The following is an 18,960-nucleotide window of genomic DNA, read 5'->3' as shown; positions in this document are numbered from 1 at the left end:
TATTCTGGCGCGCATTAATCGCCGCGTCAACGACTCGTGAACCCAGCCAAGGCATCCGTGTTTACACTACCTTTCGCACATCCCCTGACGTCAAAAGGTGCGTTTTCCTGATAAACTATGGCCCCTCGGATCACTTGTGAACGGTATAGCTGAGCAGTCAATGAACATGAACGCGCCCCAGGAAGCCCCCACTCTGAAGCCCTCCCGCCGCTTCTGCGTGGCTCCGATGATGGATTGGACCACCAGCCACTATCGTTATCTGGCGCGCCAGCTCAGCCGCCACACCCTGCTCTACACCGAAATGGTCACGACCGGCGCACTGATCCACGGCGATACCGCTCGATTTCTGAGACACGACCCGACGGAATACCCGCTGGCGCTGCAGCTGGGCGGCAGCAATCCGCAGGAACTGGCTCATTGCGCCAATCTGGCTGAACAGTACGGGTTTGATGAAGTCAACCTGAACGTGGGCTGCCCCAGCGACCGGGTACAGAACAACATGATCGGCGCCTGCCTGATGGCACACCCCGATAAAGTGGCCGAGGGCGTGCAAGCGATGATCGCCGCCACCAGTCTGCCAGTAACCGTCAAACACCGTATCGGGATCGACGGCCGCGAATCCTGGGACGATCTTTGTGAGTTCATCGAGAAGGTCTCCGAGGCCGGATGTCGTACCTTTATCGTGCATGCCCGCATTGCGGTTCTCGAAGGCCTGAGCCCGAAAGAGAACCGGGACATACCACCGCTGAAATACGACTGGGTCTATCGCCTTAAGGCTCGCTACCCACATCTTGAGATCATCATTAACGGTGGTATCAAGACCTTTGCCGAATGCCGGGAGCACCTGAAGCACACAGACGGCGTAATGCTCGGGCGCGAGGCCTACCACAACCCCTGGCTGCTGGCTGGCGTGGATACCGAGTTTTTCGGGCAGCCCATGCCGATTTCCTCGCGGCACGACGCGTTACGTACCGTATTACCATTCATTCAGAGTGAACTGGACCGTGGCGTTTATCTGAGCCATATCTCCCGCCACCTGATGGGTCTGTTCCACGGCCAGCCCGGGGGCCGCCAGTTCCGGCGCTATATCAGTGAGAACGCCCACAAGCCCGGGTCCGGCATTGAAGTCATCGAACGGGCAATGGCGAAAGTTCCCGAGCCTGCCGATGCCACGATAGTGTCTGCCTGAACACCCTGATACCTTTTACTGTCTTGTTCCTGTCAGGGCAGCCCGTTATTGTAGGCGTATGACCCAAAGCGCCCGCCAAACGGGCGATCAATAACAAATCGATCAGGACGACAGGACGAATGACCAGCAAGCTCGAACAACTGAAAGCCATGACCACGGTGGTGGCCGATACCGGCGATCTGGACGCCATTGCCCAGTGGCAACCGGAAGACGCCACCACCAACCCATCGCTTCTCCTCAAGGCCGCGGCATCCGAGGCCTACCGCCCGATGCTGGACGAAGCCGTGGCAGCCGCTCGCAAACAGGGTGGCTCCGATGCAGAGCAACTGACCTACGCGACTGACATGCTGGCCGTACTGGCAGGCAAGCAGATTCTCGGTCGCATACCAGGCGTGGTTTCAACCGAAGTGGATGCCCGGCTGTCCTTCGATACCAGTGCCACCCTCACCCGCGCACGTCGCCTGGTCGAGCTGTACGACCACCTCGGCATGGATACCAGCCGGGTACTGATCAAGATCGCGTCCACCTGGGAAGGCATTCGCGCCGCCGAGCAGCTGGAGAAAGAGGGCATACACTGTAACCTCACCCTGCTGTTCTCCTTCATCCAGGCCGCCGCCTGTGCTGATGCCGGCGCCTTCCTGATCTCGCCGTTCGTGGGCCGTATCCTCGACTGGCACCTGGCCGCGACGGGCCGTGATGCCTTCCCGGCGGCAGAGGATCCCGGTGTCCAGTCGGTTACCCGCATCTACAATTACTACAAGGCCAACGGCTACAAGACGGTGGTGATGGGCGCCAGTTTCCGCAACACTGGCGAAATTGAAATGCTGGCCGGTTGTGACCGCCTGACCATCAGTCCGGCCCTGCTTCAGGAACTGGAGAACGATCCCGGCTCGCTGACACGCCAGCTGTCCGCTGAGGGAGCTAAGAGCTCGGACCGGCCGGGCGACATTGATGAGCGCCTGTTCCGCTGGGAGTCCAACGAAGATGCCATGGCCACGGAAAAACTCGCCGATGGCATACGTCGCTTTACCAACGACCAGATAGAACTTGAGAACCGCGTCCGCCGCCTGTCCCAGGCCGCCTGACGCCAGCAATCCCATGGAGGAGAGCCCTGACACCATGATTGAGCGCCTGAAGAGCCTGTTTGGCTCGCCCGAAGATGAACCGACGCAGCCTGACAGCCACCAGCTAGCGGTGGCCGCCACTGCCCTGATGGTGCAGTTGGCCCGGGTCGACAACAATCAGGACGACGAGGAGCTCAAGACCATTATCAGCTTCGCTGTCGAAGCCCATCAGGTAACCCGTGAGGAGGCGGAAGAGATCCTTCAGGATGCGCTCAGCCAAGCGGATGACGCCACTTCTCTTTACGAATTTACCGGCATGATCAATGAACAGCTGGACCAGTCGGAGAAACAGCGGCTACTCGAGAGCATTTGGCGGGTGGCCTTCGCCGACGGACGCATCGACAAATACGAAGAACACCTTATTCGCCGCATGGCGGATCTGCTGCATCTCAATCACAGGGAATTCATGCAGGCCCGTCATCGCGCTGAAGGCACTGACTGAGCCTCAAGGAGCAAGTATGTTAGCCATTCTCCACCCGGATACCGCTCTGGACAGTGAAGCTTATCGACAAACCATGCATTTTCTGGAGAACCTGCCAGGGGTATCGGTCAGGGTGCATGAAGTCCAGGGGGCCAAGCAGCGCCTGACAGAGGTGTACCTGTTGGGTGACACCAAATCCCTGGACAAGGACGAGATTGAGGCCCTGCCTGCCGTGGAGCGTGCCATACGCATCTCCGACGACTATCGGATTCTGGGGCGGCACAAGGACGATAGGCGCCAGAGTGGCTTCACCTACAACGACGTAACCTTCGACCAGTCCAACCTGAACATTTTTGCAGGCCTGTGCGCCGTTGACGTGCCAGAGCATGTGGAGCAGATGATGCAGGCCCTTGAGGACAACGGCCAGGTTTGCACCCGCATGGGTGCCTACAAACCCCGGACCAACCCGTACTCCTTCCAGGGCCACGGCAAGGGCTGCCTGCCTTGGGTATTTGAAAAAGCCGGCAAACATGGCATCAAGGTGATTGCCATGGAGATCACCCACGAGAGCCACATTGAAGAGATCGACCGCTGCCTTGAGCAACTGGGCCGCCCCACCGGGGTTATGCTGCAGGTGGGCACGCGCAACACGCAGAACTTTGAGTTGCTCAAAGCCATTGGCCGTCAGAGTACTTACCCTGTGCTGCTTAAGCGTGGCTTCGGTATCACCCTGAATGAATCCCTGAACGCAGCCGAATACCTGGCCAGCGAAGGCAACGCCAATGTGATTTTCTGCCTGCGCGGCATGAAGACCGAAGCCGGGCAACCCCACCGCAACATGGTGGACTTCGCCCATGTCCCGGCGGTAAAGCGCCTTACCCGCATGCCGGTATGCGTTGACCCATCCCACTCAGTCGGCAGCCGCGAACGCGCACCCGACGGCGTCCTGGATGTCATGCACGCAACCGCACAGGGCGTGATAGCGGGCGCCAACATGGTACTGGTGGACTTCCATCCGAAGCCGGAGAAAGCCTTGGTGGATGGCCCTCAGGCCCTGCTGATGCGGGAACTACCAGCGTATCTGGAAGATATTCAGCTGTGCCACGACACCTGGAAGCAACGCCAGCAAATCTATAACCGTCTGAAGGAATCTTCCCCAGAATGATCGTGTATGGACACAGGGGCGCAAAGGGGGAAGCCCCCGAAAATACCCTGGCCGGTTTTACCCACGCATACCGCCACGGGGTTCGGCACTTTGAGCTTGACCTGGTGTTGTCAAAAGACGGTACGCCAATGGTCATTCACGACTTAACCGTTGACCGCACCACCGGACAGGAAGGCAATGTTGCAAATTACACGGCATCCGAGCTGACAGACATGGACGCCCGGCGCAACACCACAGCCTGGCCGCGGAAAGCAGGTATTCCCACTCTGGAGGCGTTACTCAACGAATTTCCGGATTTCGAGCATCTGCAACTGGAGGTGAAGAAAGACAACCGTCACCGACTGAACATTCTGTGTAATCGCCTGACAGAAATCATTCAACGTCGCGATCTTTACAACCGAGTGGTCATTACCTCCTCCGACAGCTGGTTCCTGCAGGAAGCCCGCCGTCGTGACCGCAAGGTGCGGATTGGGCTGGTAACGGACCGGAAGTTTCCGAGACCGGTCAATACCGCAGCCCGTTTGCACTGCGATTTTCTCTGTATCGGTTGGCGTATCTGCACCAGATCCATCGTTGACGATGCCCACAGGCGCGGCATGCACGTGTCTACCTGGACAGTAAACCGCATTCATGACATGGTTCAGCTTGAAGCCAAGGGCGTCGATAGCATCATCACCGACTACCCTACAAGCACACGGATGTTCTTCGACAATCGAGCCAAAGCAGCCCTGCACCTTCCCACGCCCCAGGAGAGCGCGGAAAGCACGGACAGCACTCGGCCGGCAATCAGCAGCTAGAAAATCCGATTGAGACCGTTGAGCGCCGCTACCCGATAAGCCTCAGCCATGGTCGGGTAGTTAAAGGTCGTATTGATGAAATAGTTCAGGGAGTTGGCCTCGCCTTCCTGATTCATTATGGCCTGGCCGATGTGAACGATTTCTGCGGCCTGGTCGCCAAAACAGTGAATCCCCAGTAGTTGGCGGGATTCGCGGTGAAACAGAATCTTGAGCATGCCCACCGGGTCCCCGGTGATCTGGGCCCGCGCCAGGTCCTTGAAGAACGCCTGCCCCACCTCGTAGGGAACCTTGGCTTCGGTAAGTTCCCGCTCGGTTTTACCCACCGAGCTGATCTCCGGCAGGGTATAGATACCCGTCGGCACATCCGATACCAACCGGAAATAGTCGTCCTTCACGATGTCGGAGGATGCCGAGCGGCCCTGGTCATAGGCGGCGCTGGCGAGGCTTGGCCAGCCAATCACATCACCGGCTGCGTAGACATTCTCCACCTCGGTTCGATAATGATCGTCAACCGCCAACTGACCACGACCGTTCGGAGTCAGACCGATGTTTTCCAGGCCCAGTTTTTCGGTATTGCCGCTACGACCATTGCACCAGAGGAACGCATCTGCCCGGATTTTCTTGCCGGACTTCAGTGACAGTACGACCCCGTGGTCATCACCATCGACCGATTCATACTCTTCGTTATGTCGAACCAGCACACCGTTATTGCGCAGGTGATAACTCAGGGCGTCCGAAATCTCGTCATCCAGGAACGTGAGCAAGCGAGTTCCGGGGTTGATCAGGTCCACTTTCACACCCAGACCGGCGAAAATCGAGGCGTATTCGGAACCAATCACGCCCGCGCCATAAATGATCAGGGTGCGGGGCGTGTGGGACAGATTCAGAATGGTATCCGAGTTGTAGATACGGTGGTGACGGAAGTCCACATCCGGCGGTAGATACGGACGAGAGCCGGTTGCAATGATCGCCTGCTTGAAATGCAGGATTTCATGGGATTTATTACCTCGTATCTCAAGCCGGTTGTTATCGATAAAACTGGCACGGCCGTTAATCAGATCAACGCGATTCCGTGCATAGAACTGGGTTCTCAACTTGACCTGCTTGCCGATCACCTTCTGCGCATTCTGCAAAACGCGGGGAAAAGAAAACCAGCGCGGCTCGCCGATATCCCGGAACATCTGGTTGGTGTTAAAGGTGATGATCTGCTTGACCGAGTGACGCAACGCTTTGGAAGGAATGGTGCCCCAGTGAGTGCAGTTACCGCCAACCGTGGGTTTATCTTCGATGATTGCGACACGCTTGCCGTGTTTCGTCGCATTCATCGCTGCACCTTCTCCCGAAGGGCCCGCGCCGATAACGACGACGTCGTAATGATGTTCTGCCATTCTGCAGTGACTCCTTATCTACGTCGTGAGGGAGCCTCTGAAAAGACCCTGCAGGCACACTGACAGGGCGCAGGCGCTTTTCAGAAGCTCCCGGAATTTTTATAGGTTGGTGGACGCCGGATCAGCGGTCGTCTGAACGGGAGGCGTCATACGTCAGCGCCTCGGCGGACTTGCCGTCGTTGGCAAGGCGTTCGTTTTCTTCTTCACATTTCTGGGTGTTGCCACCACAGATATCGCAGGACTTACTGATACCCATGGCACCAATGCCACCGCAGGTGCCACTGATCGGCTTGCGGCCGAAGATTACCCCGACGGACATCGCTGCAACCAGCAGTACGACGATCATCAGGACCAGCAGAAAAATACCCATACGGACTCTCCGTCAGTGTGTCAGGAACGAGGAAAACGCAGGCGTGTAGTCCGTTTCAAACCCGTTGTCACCCCGCACAATAAAATACGCGGCTATGTTCTCACGCGTGGCAAGCGCCTTTGCCCGATCATGCCCCATCACATTAAAGGCCGTGGCGAGGGCATCTGCCGTCATGCAGTCATCCGAAATGACCGTTACCGATGCCAATGTATGGCTGATCGGTCGGCCGTCCTCCGGATCTATTGTATGCGAAAACCGTCGGCCATCCGATTCGTAGTAGTTACGATAGTCACCCGAGGTTGCCATTGCATGTCGGTCAAGGGCAACCACACGGTTGATTTCACGCATCTCCGAAACCGGCTGCTCAATGGCCAGGCGCCATGCTTCACCATCCGGCTTATGCCCATGAGCCTGAACTTCGCCACCTATTTCGACAAGATACGCGGAGATACCTTTATCTTTCAGGTAACGAGCCACCGCGTCCACACCGTAGCCCTTGGCAATGGCTGACAGATCGATGTATTGATTGGGGCTCGCTCTCAGTGCCGGAGGATCAGCCTGGAGGTCCAGTTTACCATAACCGGTGGCTGCCATCCTGGCCGCGAGCTCTTCGTCGCTGGGGATCGTCTCCGGACGGGCATCCGGCCCAAAGCCCCACAGATTGACCACCGGGCCGATGGTGACATCGAAAGCGCCACCGGTGAGTTCAGAAACCTGATCAGCTGTTGTAAGCACTTCGTACAGCGGCGTTGAAATCTTCACCCACTCAGACTGATCGTCCAGACGGTTAAAGCGCGAAAGCTCGGAATCTGCACGCCATGTGGACATCGACGCGTCCACGCCTTCCAGAACCTTTTCAATGCCTTGCGCCAGATTCTCCAGCCGCTCCGGATTGTCCGTCAATACGACGTTGATATGATAACGCGTACCAAACACCGGCCCGGCGATCTCCCAGACCTTTTCCTCTTCCTCAAACGAACAACCCGCCAGCGCGGCGAGGGCCAGCACCAGTATGGCGCCGGCCGCAACCACCCTGACGGGTCGGAACATGCTGAATGTCATGTGAGCTAATTACCCCCCGAAGTCATCCAGCATGATGTTTTCGTCCTCAACACCCAGATCCTTAAGCATCTTGATGCACGAGGCGTTCATGATTGGGGGCCCACACATATAGTACTCACAGTCCTCCGGAGCCGGATGCTCCTTCAGGTACTTTTCATAGAGCACGTTATGGATGAATCCGGTCTCGCCTTCCCAATTATCGGTTGGCTGCGGGTCTGACAGAGCCACATGCCACTCGAAGTTGTCGTTTTCTTCCGACAGCTGATCGAAATCCTCTACGTAGAACATCTCGCGGACGCTTCGTGCGCCGTACCAGAAGCTGATCTTACGCTTGGACTCCAGACGCTTGAGCTGGTCGAAGATATGAGAGCGCATGGGCGCCATACCGGCACCGCCGCCAATGAACACCATCTCCGCTTCGGTTTTCTTGGCGAAGAACTCGCCGAATGGTCCCATAACCGTCACCTTGTCACCAGCCTTCAGGTTGAAGACGTAGGACGACATGATGCCAGGGTTATGGTCGGTTCCGGGAGGCGGCGTGGCAATACGGATATTGAACTTGAGAACGCCCTTCTCTTCCGGGTAATTGGCCATGGAGTAGGCGCGGATGGTCTCCTCCTTGTTAATGGCCTTGTAACGCCAGATATCGTGCTTGTCCCAATCCTCATGGAACTCCTCCTCAATTTTGAAATCCTTGAACGGGATTTCGTAGGGAGGGCACTCAAGCTGCACGTAACCACCGGCACGGAAATCGACTTCTTCGCCTTCGGGAAGCTTCAATACCAGTTCCTTGATGAACGTCGCCACGTTGTGGTTGGAGACAACCTCACATTCCCACTTCTTGACGCCAAAGAACTCCTCTGGCACTTCCACCTTCATGTCCTGCTTCACCGGAACCTGACAGGACAGGCGCCAACCTTCCTTTTCCTCGCGATTGGTGAAGTGAGTCTTTTCGGTGGGCAACATGGCACCGCCACCCTCCAGGACCTTGCACTTGCACTGGGCACAAGTACCGCCGCCGCCACAGGCAGAGGACAGGAAGATGCCACTTCCGGCCAGGGTTCCGAGCAACTTGCCGCCGGCTTCCGTTGTCAGCGTATGCTCTGGGTCGTCGTTGACTTCAATGGTCACATCACCGGTGCTTACGAGTCTGGACCGTGCCGCGAGAATGACCGCGACAAGGGCCAGCACGATAACGGTGAACATGACCACGCCGAGAATAATTTCTGTATTCATGGTCTCGCCTTTTCGTTAAACCGAATCACCGGGTTGATTACAGTGAAATACCTGAGAACGACATAAAGCCGAGGGACATCAAACCAACAGTAATGAAGGTGATACCCAGGCCACGCAGCCCTTCGGGAACATCGCTGTACTTAAGCTTTTCGCGGATACCGGCCAATGCGAGTATGGCCAACGCCCAGCCGACACCGGCACCAAATCCGTAAACCACACTTTCACTGAAGGTGTAGTCCCGCTCGACCATGAACAGCGATGCACCCAGGATGGCGCAGTTCACGGTAATCAGCGGCAGAAACACGCCAAGGGCGGCATACAAAGCCGGCATGTACTTATCCAGAACCATCTCCATGATCTGGATAAGCGCCGCAATGACACCAATGTACGTAATAAGGCCCAAAAAGCTCAGGTCAACATTTGGCAGACCCGCCCAGCCCAGCGCACCTTCCCTGAGGATGGTGTTGTAGAGCAGGTTGTTCACCGGCACCGTGATCGTCAGTACCACGACAACGGCGATACCGAGGCCAGCGGCCGCTTCAATCTTCTTGGAGATTGCCAGAAAGGTACACATCCCCAGGAAGAAGGCCAACGCCATATTTTCAACAAAGATGGCCTTCAGGATCAGACTGATATAATGCTCCATCAGAAGGCCTCCTTAACGGTGTGGCGGGACATTTTGAAGTCCGCTTCTTCTACCTGCTCAGGCTTCCAGGTACGCAGACCCCAGATCGCCAGGCCGATGATAAAGAACGCACTCGGCGGCAGCAGCAACAGGCCGTTGGGAATGTACCAACCACCCTCGTTGACGACCGGCATCAGAGACACGCCGAACAGCGATCCCGCGCCGAGCAGCTCCCGGAAGAACGCCACGAAGATAAGCAGAACGGAATAGCCCATGCCGTTACCAACGCCATCCAGGAAGCTCAGCCAGGGGCCGTTCTTCATGGCGAAACCTTCAGCACGGCCCATGACGATACAGTTGGTGATGATCAGACCAACGAATACCGACAGCTGCTTACTGATTTCGTAGGCATACGCCTTGAGCACCTGATCAACAACGATAACCAGGGAGGCGATAATGGTCATTTGCACGATGATCCGGATACTGCCGGGAATCTGCGTGCGAACCAGCGACACGGCCAGGTTAGAGAAGGCCGTTACCGCGATAACCGCCATGCACATAACCAGAGTTACGTTCATGCTGGTGGTCACCGCCAGTGCCGAGCAGATACCGAGGATCTGCAGGGCAATGGGGTTGTTACTGAATATCGGCTCGAAGAGAACCTGTTTGGCTGAAGCGTCTGCCATGATCAGACCTCCCCTTCACGAAGTTTTTTCAGGTACGGTGCGAAGCCCCGGTCACCCATCCAGTAGTTGACCAGCTGCTCAACACCGCGGCTTGTCAGGGTCGCACCGGACAGGGCATCCACCTTGTGCTCCTTGTCGGATGCACCAGCGCCCACGCCACCCTTGACCAGGCGAATCTGCGGCTCTTTCAACTCATCGCCGTACACTTCCTTACCGACCCATTGGCTTTTCCAGCGAGGGTTATCAACCTCGCCACCAAGCCCCGGAGTTTCAGCGTGGTCATAGAAGCCGAGGCCCTCAATGGTGTTGGCATCGCCCTCGAGCGATACAAACCCGTAAAGGGTGGACCACAGACCATAGCCATGAATCGGAAGCACTACCCTGACCAACTCACCGTTTTCACTCAGCGTGTAGATCTTGGCAACGTTCGGGCGACGCTTGATGCCGGCCTTGTCTTCCGATGCAGGAATATCGATAGACATGGACGGATCAGAAGCGGCCTTGTACATGTCGTACTTCATCGGCTCTTTCACACCAACGGCCCCGGGATCAACGTAATCACCGGAATCGAGGTCAACCAACCGAACGTCGAAGCGGGAGAAGGTTTCCTCAATCTCTTCCGCCGTTGCGCCCTCTTCCAGCATGCCGGCCGCCGCCAGGATGTTGGAACGAATGTCCAGATTCTGGTTCTGGACCTGCGCCGGTCGAAGCATTACCGCCGCTGTCGACACCACGACAGAGAACGCAACGCTCAGCACCAGTGCAACCATCAGCGTTCTGGAGACAGTTTCTTTAGCTTTAGCCACGGGCAAGCCTCCGTTTGATGTTGGCCTGAACCACATAGTGGTCCATCAGCGGTGCAAAGAGGTTGGCAAACAGGATTGCCAGCATGATGCCTTCCGGGAACGCCGGGTTGATCACGCGAATCAGTACGGTCATCACGCCAACCAGGATACCGAAGCACCAGCGGCCCGTGTTGGTCATCGCCGCCGACACCGGATCGGTCGCCATGAACATCATGCCAAAAGCAAAGCCACCCATAACCAGGTGCCAGTGTGCCGGCACGTCAAACATTGGGTTGGTATCCGAGCCAATCACGTTCAGCAGCAGCGACATGGCAATCATGCCGATCAACACCCCACCGACGATACGATAGGACGCGATTTTCATCCCCAGCAGGATAATGCCGCCGATCAACACGGCCAGCGTTGAGGTCTCACCCATGGAACCCTGGATCGAACCCATAAAGGCTGACATCCAGCCAATCTGGGTTTCCAGCGCTTCCAGGCCACCGCTTGCAGCCCAACTCAGCGCCGTTGCGCCACTGAAACCGTCGACGGCCGTCCAGACCGTGTCACCGGAAATCTGGGCCGGATAGGCAAAGTACAGGAACGCACGACCGGTGAGGGCCGGGTTCAGGAAGTTCTTGCCGGTGCCGCCAAACACTTCCTTGCCAATGACCACACCGAAGGTGATACCAAGGGCAACCTGCCACAGCGGAATGGTCGGAGGACAAATCAACGCGAACAACACGGAAGTCACGAAGAAGCCTTCGTTCACTTCGTGACGACGCACCGTGGCAAACAGCACTTCCCAGAAACCGCCCACCACGAAGGTGACGAAGTAAATGGGTACGAAGTACGCCATGCCGTAGACAAAGTTGTCCCAGATACTAGCGGCATTATTGCCAGCCAGGGCTGTGATAAAGGCAGTACGGAGGCCGCCGTCCCCCATCAGCGCGTCTGGATTCTCAGCCAGGAAGCTGTTGGCCTGGAAGCCAATGTTCCACATACCGAAGAACATCGCCGGGAAGGTACACAGCCATACCGTAATCATGATGCGCTTAAGATCAATACCATCACGCACATGAGAGGTCGTGGATGTCACGCTAGCCGGTGAATAGAAAATCGTATCCACCGCTTCGTAAAGCGCATACCAGCGCTCGTACTTGCCACCTTTTTCGAAATGATGCTCGATACCATCGAGAAACTGTCGGATTGCCATCGTTTTAGCCCTCGATCTCGATTCTGGTCAGGTTCTCACGGAGAATCGGACCATACTCGTATTTACCCGGGCACACGAAGGTACACAGCGCCAGATCTTCTTCATCCAGCTCCAACGCACCCAGTTTTTGTGCCATTTCAGTGTCGCCCACGATCAAAGACCGCAACAACTGGGTCGGCAGGATGTCCAGCGGCATGACCTTTTCGTACACACCCACTGGCACCATCGCCCGCTCACTGCCGTTGGTCGTGGTCGTCATATCGAACCGCTTTCCGCCGACCAGTTTGGACAGATAGATGTTCATGACCGAGAACTTGTTGGCTCCCGGTGACAGCCAGCCCATAAACTCTCGTTTGTTGCCCTCTTCCAGAACCGAGATCTGGTTGGCAAAGCGACCCAGGTAGTTACATGGCCCGTCGCCACGACGACCACCGAACACAGAACCGGAAATTTTGCGAACCTCGCAGTCCGTGGCGACTTCACCATCCAGAAGGTCATCCAGGTTCGCGCCGACACGAGTGCGAATCAGCCGCGGCTTGAGGGCCTTCGGACCACCGACGGCAACAATACGGCTCACCGACAGCTCTCCTGTCTCGAACAGCTTTGCGATGTCAATGACGTCCTGGTAGCCGATGCTCCAAACCACTTTGTCCCCGGCAATGGGATCGAGATAGTGGATATGAGTACCCACGTTACCTGCCGGATGAACACCCTCAAATTGCTGAACTTCCACGCTGTCGTCAGACGGAACCGGCACATCAGAGCCAGGCTTGCCCGTCACAAACACCTTACCGGTGGTCAGCTTGGAGAGAATCTTCAGTCCCTGCTCGAAGGCCGCACCGTTTTCACCAATGATCACAGTGGGGTCCGCTGCCAGCGGGTTAGTGTCCATGACGGACACGAAGATGGAATGCGGTGCCGTATCAATGGCAGGCACCTTGCTGTAGGGGCGAGTCTTGAACGTTGTCCATAACCCGGATTCCACCAGATTGTCGACAACCTGCTGGCGCTCCAGTGCGGCAATGTCGGAAGCGCTGTAGCGGGCGAAGGTTTCAGCGTCATCGCCTTCAACTTCAATGACAACCGACTGAAACACACGGCGCTCGCCGCGGTTGATTTCCTTGACCACACCGGCTGCCGGTGAAGTATAACGAACGCCTTCGGTCTTCTTGTCCGTAAACAGCAGCGTGCCGCGCTTTACACGGTCACCTTCTTTCACAGCCATCGTTGGCTTCATGCCTACGTAGTCAAAACCGATCAACGCCACATGGCGAACGGGTTTGCCGTCTGTAATGGTCTGTTCAGGAGCGCCGCTGATGGGAAGATCCAGGCCTTTTTTGATCTTGATCATTAGCCTCATCCAATCATCAGAAACTATTCGATGGATTTGTAACGCCCGACGCGTGCCGCCCAGTTGTGCCAATCCGGCCTGAACCGAATGATGGCGCCAGGGCAACGGATCCACCGGCGTAAATCACAGCCAGGCATCCGGTTAAGGAAAAGCGATGGGAAGCGGGTGTCAGACGTACCCAAAATCGCGCCAATTATAGAGATTAAGGAATACTATTTCCACCAGAAACCCTACGGAGTTTGTGCCTTAACGTAATCAGAGAGTGGTTTACATGAGCCCAAAAAGAAACCCCGGTCGCGAAAACGACCGGGGTTTCTTAACCGCCTCGGAGCACTTTTGGGCCCGTCAACCTCTAACCCGCTTCGGGAAGATCGGATAGGTAACACCCGCCATCTGATTAACCACGCGAATCACCTGGGCGCTATAGCCGGCCTCATTGTCATACCAAACGTAGAGGATCAGGCGCTTGCCGTTAGCAATGGTGGCTTGCGCATCTACAATGCCGGCGTGGCGGGAGCCGACGAAATCGGTGGAAACAACCTCCGGCGAATTGACGAAGTCGATCTGCTTCTGCAACTCGGAGTGCAGCGCCATATCGCGAAGGTATTCGTTAACGCCTTCCACCGTTACCTCTTTTTCCAGGTTAAGGTTGAGGATTGCCATGGACACGTTCGGAGTGGGAACGCGGATGGCATTACCGGAAAGCTTGCCCTTCAATTCCGGAAGCGCCTTGGCGACTGCCTTTGCGGCGCCTGTTTCAGTGATAACCATGTTTAACGGAGCACTGCGACCACGACGACTACCTTTGTGATAGTTGTCGATCAGGTTCTGGTCGTTGGTGTAGGAGTGAACCGTCTCGACATGACCGTCCTCGACACCGTACTCATCGTAAATGGCCTTGAGCACCGGCGTGATGGCGTTGGTGGTACAGGAAGCAGCAGACAGAATCCGATCTTCACTGGTGATCCAGTCGTTATTAATGCCGTGCACAATATTCTTGATGTCACCTTTACCCGGCGCTGTCAGCAGAACCCGGCTGACCCCCTTGGATTTCAGGTGCAGACCAAGCCCGGCCTCGTCGCGCCAGATACCTGTGTTGTCAATAATAATCGCATTGTTAATGCCGTATTGGGTGTAATCCACCTGATCAGGGCCCGGCGAGTAGATCACCTTGATAAAGTTGCCATTGGCGATCAGCGCAGAGTTTTTTTCGTCCACAGTGATCGTACCGTTGAAGGGGCCGTGAACCGAATCGCGGCGCAGCAGGCTGGCACGCTTTTCGAGGTCATTGTTTGCCCCACCCTGACGAACCACGATGGCACGCAGACGCAGGTTGTTACCGCCACCGGCCTTCTCGATCATGATCCGGGCCAGCAGCCGGCCGATCCGCCCGAAACCGTACAGCACCACGTCCTTGGTATCGTTTTCGGCATCTTCCTGGGACTGGGTCTGATATTGGCCGATAATCGGGCCAATCTCGCGCTTGAGAAAGTCATCAAGAGACCCGCCCTCTTCCTTGAATTTCACCGCGAGTTTGCCAATATCGACGTGCCCGCGCCCCAGCTCCATCTTGTCCATCGCCTGCAGAATAGGCAGGGTGTTGTGAACAGACAGCTCGCTGTCTTCAACCTGACGCACAAAGCGGTGTGCGCGAATGATGTCAATGACCGACTGGTTGATGATGGACCGGCCATACACGGACGTGACCACATTGTTTTTACGGTAGAGGCGGCCGATCAGCGGAATCATGGCTTCCGCAGTGGATTCTCTTTCCGTCCAGTTAGACAGGTGCTGATTGATCTGTTCGTGACTCACGCTTGAACCTCTGCAGTTGGAACCTGAAAATTGGGGCAGTATTATCCAACGTTATTTCTCAGACAGCAAATACACTCCGTTAATCCTTTCGTAACTGTCGATCGGCTGTCATGACAGCGAGACATCGGGCCGGTAGAATACGCGCCTCACCGCTCCCAGGCCCCACACTGTATTCAGGAGAAAGAACCAGCCCATGACGCACGCCGCCGCCCATCCCGACAGACATTCCGCCCTGGTCGCGCCGGTCGCTCCTGTCAAGGCTGCGGATCATCGCATCTGGGGGCAACTGCATGGCAGCAGTGACGCCCTGGCCATCTGCGAGAGCGCCAGGGCCCACCAGGGTCTGACACTGGTAATAACCCGCAGCACCGAGGAATCCATCCGCCTCGAGCAGTCCATGCGATTCTACCTGGGCCTGCCCACCGATGAAGATCAGCCGGCCATCACAACGGATGGTCTCGAGCTGCTGTCGCTGCCGGATTGGGAAACCCTGCCCTACGACCTGTTTTCGCCACACCAGGACATTACCTCCCGTCGAATCCGGGCCCTGCACCGGTTGCCAACGACAAACCACGGCGTCCTGGTGGTGCCGGCCCGCACCCTGATGCACCGGTTGCCGCCGGTCAGTTACCTGCAGGGCAACACCCTGCTTCTTGAGGTTGGCCAGTCACTGGATATCGACAACTGGCGCATGCAGCTGGAATCAGCCGGATACCGGCACGCCGATAATGTCTATGAACACGGCGAGTACGCGGTGCGCGGGGCTATCCTGGACATCTTCCCCATGGGCGCCACCCGCCCCTACCGCATCGACCTGTTCGATGACGAAATTGAAACACTGCGAACCTTTGACCCGGAAACCCAGCGCTCAATCGACCGGATTGAACGCATTGAGCTGTTGCCCGCCAACGAGTTTCCCTGGCATAAAGAAGCCCGATCAGGGTTCCGCAACCGGTGGTTTGAGCAATTTCCCCATGTCGATAAAGACGCCCCGATCTACCAGGACGTCACCCACAGCATTACACCGCCGGGGATCGAGTACTACCTGCCCCTGTTCTTCGAACAGACAGCAACGCTGTTTGACTACCTGCCTGGCGAAACCCTGGTATTCACAGCGTCCGGGCTCAACGAAGCGGCCAGCGCCTTCGACGCCGACACCCGTGCACGCTACGAGGACCGTCGCCACGACCGGATGCGCCCTATCCTGCCGCCAGCGGAACTTTTCCTCCAGAAGGACGAGCTTTTCGGCCTGCTCAAAGGGTTTCCCCGGGTAACAATGACCACGGAAGCCACTGAGTCCACCGGCGGCAGCAATTGCCAGACCGACATTATGCCGGATGTCGCGATGGATGGTCGTGCCGCGGACCCGGCCGGCCGGCTCAAGCGTTTTATCAGTGAGTTCCACGGTCGGGTCCTGATCTGTGCGGAGTCCTCTGGCCGACGTGAGGCGCTGATTGAGAACCTGGCCGACCATGGCCTCAAGCTGTCGACTCTGGAAAACTGGCAGGCCTTTGTCAGCGACCCGTCCGCCACCCTCGGCATCACCGTCGCACCCATGGAATATGGGTTGCTATTGCCTGACCATCACCTTGCTCTGATCACAGAAACAGCCCTCTTCGGTGAACGGGTGCTGCAGCGTCGACGCCGGGAGAAGCCAACCGAGGCTGACGACGCCGGCTACCGGGACCTGTCCGAGCTGCGCATCGGCGCACCGGTGGTTCACATCGATCATGGCGTTGGCCGCTATCAGGGCCTGGAAACCATTACGGTTGAAGGCGAAGCCAGCGAATTCCTGATGCTGGAATACGCTGGCGGCTCGAAACTCTATGTACCGGTCTCCAGCCTGCATCTGATTTCCCGCTACACCGGTTCGGATACAGATCACGCGCCTCTACACAAGCTGGGCACGGACCGCTGGAGCAACGCCAAACAGAAGGCTCTGGAAAAAATCCGCGATACCGCTGCGGAATTACTGGATGTCTATGCTCGCCGGGAAGCCCGCAAGGGCTTTGCCTTTGAAGACCCCAAGGAGGCCTACCGCGCCTTTGCCGCCGGTTTTCCCTTTGAGGAAACCCCGGACCAGCAGGCCGCCATTGAGGCCGTGTTCGAGGATATGGTGAGCGAAAAACCCATGGACCGCCTGGTCTGTGGCGATGTTGGCTTCGGCAAAACAGAAGTCGCCATGCGCGCCGCCTTCATGGCGACATACTCCGGCAAGCAGGTCGCTGTGCTCGTACCTACCACCCTGCTGGCACAGCAGCATTACGAATCCTTCCGCGACCGCTTCTCGGATACCGCCGTTCATGTCGAACTGCTCAGCCGTTTCCGCAGCGGCGGGCAAACCACCAAGGCGATGGCCGCCATCGAAGCCGGCAAAGCCGATATCGTTATCGGCACCCACAAGCTGCTCCAGGGTGACATCAAGTTCAAGAACCTGGGGCTGGTGATCATCGATGAAGAACACCGGTTCGGTGTCCAGCAGAAGGAACGCCTGAAAGCCCTGCGTGCCGAGGTGGACATGCTGAACCTGACCGCCACGCCGATCCCCCGCACCCTCAACATGGCCATGGGGCACCTGCGGGATCTGTCGATTATCGCCACGCCCCCCGCGCGACGCCTGTCGGTAAAAACCTTTGTGCGGCAGCGGGACGAGGCGATGGTCAAGGAAGCGATCCTGCGGGAGGTACTGCGTGGCGGTCAGGTGTACTTCCTACACAACGATGTAGCCACCATTGAGAAAACCGCCGAGGACCTGCGCCAACTGATTCCGGAAGCACGTGTGGGCGTTGCCCATGGCCAGATGCGCGAGCGCGAGCTGGAACAGATCATGTCAGACTTCTATCACAAGCGCTTCAACGTGCTGGTGTGCACCACCATTATTGAAACCGGCATCGACATTCCCAGCGCCAACACCATTATCATTGAACGCGCGGACAAGTTCGGACTCGCGCAGCTGCATCAGCTCCGTGGCCGTGTCGGGCGCTCTCACCATCAGGCCTACGCCTATCTGCTGACACCACCACCCCGATCCATCACCACAGACGCGAAGAAGCGCCTTGAAGCCATCTCGGAAGCACAGGATCTGGGTGCCGGCTTCATGCTGGCCACTCATGATCTCGAAATTCGTGGCGCCGGGGAGTTATTGGGGGAAGAGCAGAGCGGCCAGATCGAAAGCATTGGGTTTACGCTTTACATGCAGTTACTGGACGAAGCCGTGGAGGCTATACGCGAAGGCAGAACCCCCAACGCTGAGTTGCCGCTGAGCCACGGCACGGAAATGAATCTTCGCATACCGGCACTGATTCCCGAGGATTACCTACCCGATGTCCACAACCGGCTCATGCTCTACAAGCGTATCGCCAGCGTGAACGACAAAGACGGATTAAAAGAACTTCAGGTTGAAATGATTGATCGCTTCGGACTATTACCGGAACCGGCAAAAAACCTGATCCGACAGTCCGAACTCCGGATCCACGCAGAAGCCCTGGGAATCGTGAAAGTGGACGCCGGAAAGGAATGGGCCAGGCTGGAATTCGGCAGTTCTACGCCGGTGGACCCGCTGGTTCTGGTTAAAAAAGTGCAATCCTCTCCAGACCAGTATCGGCTGGAAGGCGCCAACAGTTTCCGTTTCCGGCTGAAGGATGCCTCAACCAGTGGTAAACTCGACGGCATTTCCGACATGCTGGGGCAGCTGGCCTCCTGACACAGCCGGTTCAGCGCCCCCTGA

General features: G+C 57.0%; 16 protein-coding genes. 6 read left to right on the top strand and 10 right to left on the bottom strand.

Going from position 1 to position 18,960, the window contains the following annotated elements:
• The first annotated feature begins 166 nt into the window (after nt 1-166).
• The 5 genes from dusA (at nt 167) to AC13D2_RS13135 (ending at nt 4,696) form a co-directional block, all read left to right on the top strand.
• A complete protein-coding gene (gene dusA, locus AC13D2_RS13155; protein ID WP_482938757.1) occupies nt 167-1,189 on the top strand; it encodes a tRNA dihydrouridine(20/20a) synthase DusA in 1,023 nt (340 codons plus the stop codon).
• Between the two features lie 119 nt (nt 1,190-1,308).
• Nucleotides 1,309-2,274, top strand: coding sequence for a transaldolase (tal, locus tag AC13D2_RS13150; RefSeq protein WP_482938743.1), 966 nt, complete (start codon nt 1,309-1,311; stop codon nt 2,272-2,274).
• Between the two features lie 34 nt (nt 2,275-2,308).
• Nucleotides 2,309-2,755: a tellurite resistance TerB family protein gene (locus AC13D2_RS13145; protein WP_482938742.1), complete on the top strand. Its 447-nt coding sequence runs from the start codon at nt 2,309-2,311 to the stop codon at nt 2,753-2,755.
• 16 nt (nt 2,756-2,771) lie between these two features.
• Nucleotides 2,772-3,899, top strand: a complete 1,128-nt coding sequence (locus tag AC13D2_RS13140) for a 3-deoxy-7-phosphoheptulonate synthase (protein WP_300499355.1) — start codon at nt 2,772-2,774, stop codon at nt 3,897-3,899.
• The gene (locus tag AC13D2_RS13135; protein WP_482938741.1) at nt 3,896-4,696 is read left to right on the top strand and encodes a glycerophosphodiester phosphodiesterase; all 801 of its coding nucleotides are present in this window, start codon (nt 3,896-3,898) and stop codon (nt 4,694-4,696) included. The genes AC13D2_RS13140 and AC13D2_RS13135 overlap by 4 nt, the downstream gene beginning before the upstream one ends.
• On the opposite strand, the gene sthA is transcribed toward AC13D2_RS13135, so the two are convergent.
• The 10 genes from sthA to AC13D2_RS13085 form a co-directional block, all read right to left on the bottom strand.
• Nucleotides 4,693-6,084 (bottom strand): Si-specific NAD(P)(+) transhydrogenase, encoded by a 1,392-nt coding sequence (gene sthA / locus AC13D2_RS13130; RefSeq protein WP_300499349.1) that lies wholly within the window; start codon nt 6,082-6,084, stop codon nt 4,693-4,695. The two genes, AC13D2_RS13135 and sthA, sit on opposite strands and share 4 nt — an antisense overlap.
• 121 nt (nt 6,085-6,205) lie before the next feature.
• Nucleotides 6,206-6,454, bottom strand: a complete 249-nt coding sequence (gene nqrM, locus AC13D2_RS13125) for a (Na+)-NQR maturation NqrM (protein WP_300499347.1) — start codon at nt 6,452-6,454, stop codon at nt 6,206-6,208.
• Nucleotides 6,455-6,466: 12 nt separating this feature from the next.
• Nucleotides 6,467-7,516 carry an FAD:protein FMN transferase gene (locus AC13D2_RS13120; RefSeq protein WP_300499344.1) on the bottom strand — a complete coding sequence of 350 codons (1,050 nt, stop codon included), beginning with the start codon at nt 7,514-7,516 and terminating at the stop codon, nt 6,467-6,469.
• A gap of 9 nt (nt 7,517-7,525) precedes the next feature.
• A complete protein-coding gene (gene nqrF, locus AC13D2_RS13115; RefSeq protein ID WP_300499341.1) occupies nt 7,526-8,752 on the bottom strand; it encodes an NADH:ubiquinone reductase (Na(+)-transporting) subunit F in 1,227 nt (408 codons plus the stop codon).
• 37 nt (nt 8,753-8,789) lie between these two features.
• Nucleotides 8,790-9,398, bottom strand: a complete 609-nt coding sequence (gene nqrE, locus AC13D2_RS13110) for an NADH:ubiquinone reductase (Na(+)-transporting) subunit E (protein WP_292047655.1) — start codon at nt 9,396-9,398, stop codon at nt 8,790-8,792.
• Entirely contained in the window at nt 9,398-10,063 is a 666-nt protein-coding gene (locus AC13D2_RS13105; RefSeq protein WP_007153910.1) for an NADH:ubiquinone reductase (Na(+)-transporting) subunit D, read from the bottom strand. The genes nqrE and AC13D2_RS13105 overlap by 1 nt, the downstream gene beginning before the upstream one ends.
• Before the next feature lie 2 nt (nt 10,064-10,065).
• On the bottom strand, nt 10,066-10,869 hold the full coding sequence (locus AC13D2_RS13100; protein ID WP_292047651.1) for a Na(+)-translocating NADH-quinone reductase subunit C: 804 nt from the start codon (nt 10,867-10,869) through the stop codon (nt 10,066-10,068).
• The gene (locus AC13D2_RS13095; protein ID WP_292047650.1) at nt 10,862-12,067 is read right to left on the bottom strand and encodes an NADH:ubiquinone reductase (Na(+)-transporting) subunit B; all 1,206 of its coding nucleotides are present in this window, start codon (nt 12,065-12,067) and stop codon (nt 10,862-10,864) included. The genes AC13D2_RS13100 and AC13D2_RS13095 overlap by 8 nt, the downstream gene beginning before the upstream one ends.
• Before the next feature lie 4 nt (nt 12,068-12,071).
• A complete protein-coding gene (locus AC13D2_RS13090) occupies nt 12,072-13,418 on the bottom strand; it encodes a Na(+)-translocating NADH-quinone reductase subunit A (protein WP_292047649.1) in 1,347 nt (448 codons plus the stop codon).
• 345 nt (nt 13,419-13,763) lie between these two features.
• Nucleotides 13,764-15,167, bottom strand: coding sequence for a glyceraldehyde-3-phosphate dehydrogenase (locus AC13D2_RS13085; RefSeq protein ID WP_420391115.1), 1,404 nt, complete (start codon nt 15,165-15,167; stop codon nt 13,764-13,766).
• 259 nt (nt 15,168-15,426) lie between these two features.
• Between AC13D2_RS13085 and mfd the strand changes: the two genes are divergently transcribed.
• The gene (gene mfd, locus AC13D2_RS13080) at nt 15,427-18,936 is read left to right on the top strand and encodes a transcription-repair coupling factor (RefSeq protein WP_292047645.1); all 3,510 of its coding nucleotides are present in this window, start codon (nt 15,427-15,429) and stop codon (nt 18,934-18,936) included.
• The last annotated feature ends 24 nt before the right edge of the window (nt 18,937-18,960 follow it).

It is taken from the genome of Marinobacter sp. B-12 (assembly GCF_056857915.1).
Note: the sequence above shows the minus strand (reverse complement) of the source record. Positions and strands in the feature narration are given on the sequence as shown.

Bases quoted from the DNA above. Each gene is read 5' to 3' on its own strand.
- dusA (WP_482938757.1), top strand. From the start codon at position 167: ATGAACGCGCCCCAGGAAGCCCCCACTCTGAAGCCCTCCCGCCGCTTC.
- tal (WP_482938743.1), top strand. From the start codon at position 1,309: ATGACCAGCAAGCTCGAACAACTGAAAGCCATGACCACGGTGGTGGCC.
- AC13D2_RS13145 (WP_482938742.1), top strand. From the start codon at position 2,309: ATGATTGAGCGCCTGAAGAGCCTGTTTGGCTCGCCCGAAGATGAACCG.
- AC13D2_RS13140 (WP_300499355.1), top strand. From the start codon at position 2,772: ATGTTAGCCATTCTCCACCCGGATACCGCTCTGGACAGTGAAGCTTAT.
- AC13D2_RS13135 (WP_482938741.1), top strand. From the start codon at position 3,896: ATGATCGTGTATGGACACAGGGGCGCAAAGGGGGAAGCCCCCGAAAAT.
- sthA (WP_300499349.1), bottom strand. From the start codon at position 6,084: ATGGCAGAACATCATTACGACGTCGTCGTTATCGGCGCGGGCCCTTCG.
- nqrM (WP_300499347.1), bottom strand. From the start codon at position 6,454: ATGGGTATTTTTCTGCTGGTCCTGATGATCGTCGTACTGCTGGTTGCA.
- AC13D2_RS13120 (WP_300499344.1), bottom strand. From the start codon at position 7,516: ATGACATTCAGCATGTTCCGACCCGTCAGGGTGGTTGCGGCCGGCGCC.
- nqrF (WP_300499341.1), bottom strand. From the start codon at position 8,752: ATGAATACAGAAATTATTCTCGGCGTGGTCATGTTCACCGTTATCGTG.
- nqrE (WP_292047655.1), bottom strand. From the start codon at position 9,398: ATGGAGCATTATATCAGTCTGATCCTGAAGGCCATCTTTGTTGAAAAT.
- AC13D2_RS13105 (WP_007153910.1), bottom strand. From the start codon at position 10,063: ATGGCAGACGCTTCAGCCAAACAGGTTCTCTTCGAGCCGATATTCAGT.
- AC13D2_RS13095 (WP_292047650.1), bottom strand. From the start codon at position 12,067: ATGGCAATCCGACAGTTTCTCGATGGTATCGAGCATCATTTCGAAAAA.
- AC13D2_RS13090 (WP_292047649.1), bottom strand. From the start codon at position 13,418: ATGATCAAGATCAAAAAAGGCCTGGATCTTCCCATCAGCGGCGCTCCT.
- AC13D2_RS13085 (WP_420391115.1), bottom strand. From the start codon at position 15,167: ATGATTCCGCTGATCGGCCGCCTCTACCGTAAAAACAATGTGGTCACG.
- mfd (WP_292047645.1), top strand. From the start codon at position 15,427: ATGACGCACGCCGCCGCCCATCCCGACAGACATTCCGCCCTGGTCGCG.